Below are 4167 nucleotides of genomic sequence, written 5' to 3'. Positions count from 1 at the left end.
CGCCGTGGCCGACAATTTCGAGTCCGCGACGTGGTCGAGGTGCAGTATCGCCGAGGATCGCAGCGCCAGCCTTTCCATGCTGTTCGACGCCGGTCGAAGCTTGAGGAGGGTCCTACCGAACAGTTCTCGGCCTGAGGCGAGCAAGGCGAGTGCAGTGAAGTGAAGCGGGCGTCTCATCGAATGTTAACGCCTAGCCTGCTAACCCTGATTATCGTGCCCATGGGAGGCGATTGTGACCAGTAAGTCGACCGCAGAAGGATCCAGGTTCCGAAACATGCTCAAGCTCAAGGTGGGCGGACGTGGCGGAATCGACATGGCGGCCATCGCCAAGGCCGAAGCGGCGCTCAAGAGCCTTTCGGGCAATTTCAGCCAGTGGCTGAACGACGAGATCGTCAAGCTCGAGGCCGCCCGCCAGGAAGTCCGGGCCTCCGGCCTCAACGCCTTGACCGTCGAAGCGCTCTATCTGCGCGCCCACGACCTGAAAGGCCTCGGGCCACCTACGAATTTCCGCTGATCACCCGCCTGGCCGGCTCGCTGTGCAAGCTGATCGACGAGCCGGACAGCCGTCTGTCGGCGCCGATGTTCCTGGTCGACGCCCATATCGACGCGATCAAGGCCTGCGTCCGCGACGACATCAAGACCGACACCCATCCGGTCGGCAACATCCTGGCCGTCGAGCTCGAAGGCCGTGTGACCGACTATCTGAAGGGCTGAAGCCCCTCATCGCCAGACGCTGAAAGGGCCGGCTCTCGCCGGCCCTTTTTCGTTGGATGCCGCACGTTGTCAGATCAGGGCTTAAACCCCGACCTGGCTTCGGCTTCAGACCCCGAACAGGCCCTTCAGATAGGGATTGAGCATCCGCCCCCGCGGATCCAGCTCGGCCCGCACCTTCAGGAAATCCTTCCAGCGCGGATAGAGCGCCGCCAGCTGGTCGCCCTGCACGCTATGCAGCTTGCCCCAGTGCGGGCGTCCGCCATAGCGGCGGAAGATCGGCTCGATCAGGGTGTAGAGGAAGGCGAACTCGTCTTTGTAGTGGGAGTGGACGGCGATCGAGCCGCGCGGCTCGCCCTGGAACGGCGACAGCCAGGCGTCGTCAGGGGCGATGCGGCGCACCTCGATTGGGAAGAACACGTCGGGGCGGTGCTTTTCGATCGTCGCCACCACCTCGGCCAGAGCCTTCAGCTGGACGTCAGCGGGCAGGTGGAACTCCATCTCGTTGAACCGCACCGGCCGTTCGGTCGACAGCAGTTTCCAGCCCTCGTCGATCGCCGTCTCGGGCTCGGCGCTCGACAACAGGGCGTGGGCGGCGGCCTTGCGCAGGGGCGTGGCGAAACCCAGCAGGTTGCGCAGGCCCTTGAGGGCGTCGAGGAAGGCGCTGTCCTGATCGGGGCCCCGGGCCAGGGCCGGCTTGTCGGTCTCGTCATGGCTGATATTGGCCGCCAGGCCGGTGAAGGGCACGGCGTAGAATTCGAAATTGCGGTGCTTGGCCCAGCGCGCCTCGGCCTGGGCCAGGCTGTCCTCGAAGGACTCGACCCAGACATGACGCTCCAGCCGGCGGTTGGCCGTGGTGCGCAGCCGGACCTGGGTGATCACCCCCAAGGCGCCCAGCGACACTCTGGCGGCCTGGAAGATCTCGGGCTCGCGACCGGCGTCGCAGTCGATCACCCGGCCCTCGGACGTGACCAGCCGCAGGCCGGTGACGTCGCCGTGCATGGCCTGAAGGGTGGCGCCCGTGCCGTGGGTCGCGGTGCCCAGGGCCCCGGCCAGGGACTGCTTGTTGATGTCGGGCAGGTTGGCCATGGCCCGGCCGCGCTCGGCCAGGGCCGGTCCAAGGGCCCCCAGCCGGGTGCCGGCCCGCACGATCGCCGCGTCGCCCTCCCAGCCGATCACGCCGGACATGGCGTCCAGCGACAGCAGGGTTCCATTGGTGGACGCCAGGCCCGTGAAGGAGTGGCCGGCGCCCACCGGACGGATCGGGGCGACGGCGGTCTTCATCGCCAGACCGAGCTCGGCCTCGTCCTTGGGGGCCAGGCGCGCGGCGGGATAGGCGTGCTGCACGCCCGACCAGTTGCGCCACAGCAGGTGCCCCTGGGCGTCTGTGCTGGGAGGCGAGACCGGCTCGGGCTTGTCATGAGTCGCGGCCAGATAGCCGCCGCCCGCCGCCGCGCCCAGGCCCAAGCCGCCCGCCAGCAATGCCCCGCGCCTTGAAACCTTCATGCCCGCCCCCGTAATTCTAGATCGCGGAGTCTTCGCGCCCCGCCATGAAGCGTATGATCGCTTTGAAATCGTCCGGCGCGCAAGTCGCGCACTGACCGCCGGCCGGCATGGCCCGGTAGCCCTGGATCGTGTGGTCCAGCAGAATGGCCTCGCCCTGCTTCCAGCGCGGGTCCCAGGCCTTGCGATCCTGCACCAGCGGCGCGCCGCTGGCCGGGAGGGCGTGGCAGGCCATGCAGGATTCGGCATAGAGCCCGGCCACCCGCGACTCGGCGGGCCTCAGGGTCAGGGCCTGTTCGGGAGTCGGGGCCGGCGGGATCGGCTTGCCGCAGGCGGCCAGGCCGGTCAGCAGGGCGAAGGCGGCGAGCCTGCGGATCATTCGGGCAGACCGTTCTGGCGCTTGGCGGCGCTGACGGTATTGGCCAGCAGGCAGGCGATGGTCATCGGTCCGATGCCGCCCGGAACCGGCGTGACGGCCGAAGCCACGCCGACGGCCTCGGCGAAGGCCACGTCGCCGACCAGCCGGGTCTTGCCGGCGGCGGCGGCCTCGGGATCGCGGGCCGGCAAGCGGTTGATGCCGACATCCAGCACCACCGCGCCCGGCTTGATCCAGTCGCCCCTGACCATTTCAGGACGGCCCACGGCCGCCACCAGGATATCGGCCTCGCGGCAGACCGCCGGCAGGTCGACGGTGCGCGAATGGGCGATGGTCACCGTGCAGTCGGCGGCCAGCAACAGCTGGGCCATCGGCTTGCCCATCAGGTTCGAGCGGCCGATGACCACCGCCCGCTTGCCCTTCAGGTCGCCCAGCAGGTCGCGCAGCAGCAGCATGCAGCCGGTCGGGGTGCAGGGGGTCAGGGCCGGCAGGCCGCTGGCCAGGCGCCCGGCATTGGCCACGGTCAGGCCGTCCACGTCCTTGTCAGGCGAAATGGCCGCCACCACGGCCGCCTGGCTCAGATGGTCGGGCAACGGAAACTGCACCAGCAGGCCATGCACCGCCGGGTCGAGGTTCAGGCGGTCGACCAAGGACAGCAGTTCGGCCTGGGTGGTGTCGGCGGGCAGGCGATGGGTTTCGGAATGCATGCCGGCGGCGAGGGTCTGCTCGCCCTTGTTGCGGACATAGACCTGGCTGGCGGCGTCCTCGCCGACCAGCACGACGGCCAGTCCCGGCGTCAGGCCATGCTCGGCCTTGAGCGCGGCGACCTCCACCGCGACCCGGTCGCGCAGGGCGGCGGCGAAGGCCTTGCCGTCGATGATTTGAGCTTGCGACATCGGCGTCTCCCGTTTGCCCGTGCCTAACGGCTGGGCGCGCGCCGTGCAATGTCGCGCACCCGGCTTTTCCGCCGGCAATTATCGACGGGAGGCCTCGCAAGGCGTTCGACACCCGGCCAATCATGCTAAGTCCGGGTCATGGTGACCGCGTCCTCTTCCCAGCGCGCCGACGTCGTTCTGGTCGGCGGCGGGCTGGCCAATAGCCTGATCGCCCTGCGGCTGCGCAGCCTGCGGCCCGCCCTGAAGGTCATCCTGCTGGAACGAGGCCGGACGATCGGCGGCCAGCATGTCTGGAGCCATTTCGCCACCGATGTCGATGTGACCATCGCCGGCTGGCTGCGGCCCCTGACGGTCTATCGCTGGGCCGGCTATGACGTGCGCTTCCCCGCCCATGCCCGCACCCTGCCCACCGCCTGCCGGGCCATCACCTCGGAGCGGCTGCACGCCGCCGTCACCGCCGCCCTGGGCGACGACGCCTGGCTGGGCGCCGCGGTCAATGTGGTCGGGCCGCACGAGGTCGTCCTGGCCGACGGCCGCCGGATCGTGGCCGGCGCGGTCATCGACGGGCGCGGCCCGCGCAAGAGCCGCAGGCTGTCCCTGGGCTGGCAGAGGTTCGTTGCGCAAGACCTGCTTCTGGCCGCGCCGCATGGCCTGACCCGGCCGATCCTGATGGACGCCGCG

General features: G+C 69.3%; 4 protein-coding genes and 1 pseudogene. 2 read left to right on the top strand and 3 right to left on the bottom strand.

What is annotated here, in order from left to right; all coding sequences use genetic code 11:
- The first annotated feature begins 232 nt into the window (after nucleotides 1-232).
- Nucleotides 233-714, top strand: a pseudogene (locus CSW58_RS07580) (Hpt domain-containing protein).
- A gap of 105 nt (nucleotides 715-819) precedes the next feature.
- Here the strand turns inward: CSW58_RS07580 and CSW58_RS07575 are convergent.
- From CSW58_RS07575 to folD, 3 genes are read right to left on the bottom strand one after another with little or no spacing between them, the layout of a single operon-like run.
- Nucleotides 820-2217 carry a D-arabinono-1,4-lactone oxidase gene (locus CSW58_RS07575; protein ID WP_099446882.1) on the bottom strand — a complete coding sequence of 466 codons (1398 nt, stop codon included), beginning with the start codon at nucleotides 2215-2217 and terminating at the stop codon, nucleotides 820-822.
- 16 nt (nucleotides 2218-2233) lie between these two features.
- Nucleotides 2234-2593, bottom strand: coding sequence for a cytochrome c5 family protein (locus CSW58_RS07570; RefSeq protein ID WP_099446881.1), 360 nt, complete (start codon nucleotides 2591-2593; stop codon nucleotides 2234-2236).
- A complete protein-coding gene (folD, locus tag CSW58_RS07565; RefSeq protein WP_099446880.1) occupies nucleotides 2590-3486 on the bottom strand; it encodes a bifunctional methylenetetrahydrofolate dehydrogenase/methenyltetrahydrofolate cyclohydrolase FolD in 897 nt (298 codons plus the stop codon). The genes CSW58_RS07570 and folD overlap by 4 nt, the downstream gene beginning before the upstream one ends.
- 138 nt (nucleotides 3487-3624) lie before the next feature.
- Here folD and CSW58_RS07560 point away from each other — a divergent pair.
- On the top strand, nucleotides 3625-4167 hold a 543-nt coding region (locus CSW58_RS07560; RefSeq protein ID WP_236627708.1), incomplete at its 3' end, for a lycopene cyclase family protein.

It is taken from the genome of Caulobacter sp. B11, assembly GCF_002737765.1.
Classification (GTDB): domain Bacteria; phylum Pseudomonadota; class Alphaproteobacteria; order Caulobacterales; family Caulobacteraceae; genus Caulobacter.
This window is presented reverse-complemented; position numbering and strand designations above follow the sequence as displayed.

Excerpts from the sequence above, each read along its gene's own strand:
- CSW58_RS07575 (WP_099446882.1), bottom strand. The coding sequence starts at position 2,217 with ATGAAGGTTTCAAGGCGCGGGGCATTGCTGGCGGGCGGCTTGGGCCTG.
- CSW58_RS07570 (WP_099446881.1), bottom strand. The coding sequence starts at position 2,593 with ATGATCCGCAGGCTCGCCGCCTTCGCCCTGCTGACCGGCCTGGCCGCC.
- folD (WP_099446880.1), bottom strand. The coding sequence starts at position 3,486 with ATGTCGCAAGCTCAAATCATCGACGGCAAGGCCTTCGCCGCCGCCCTG.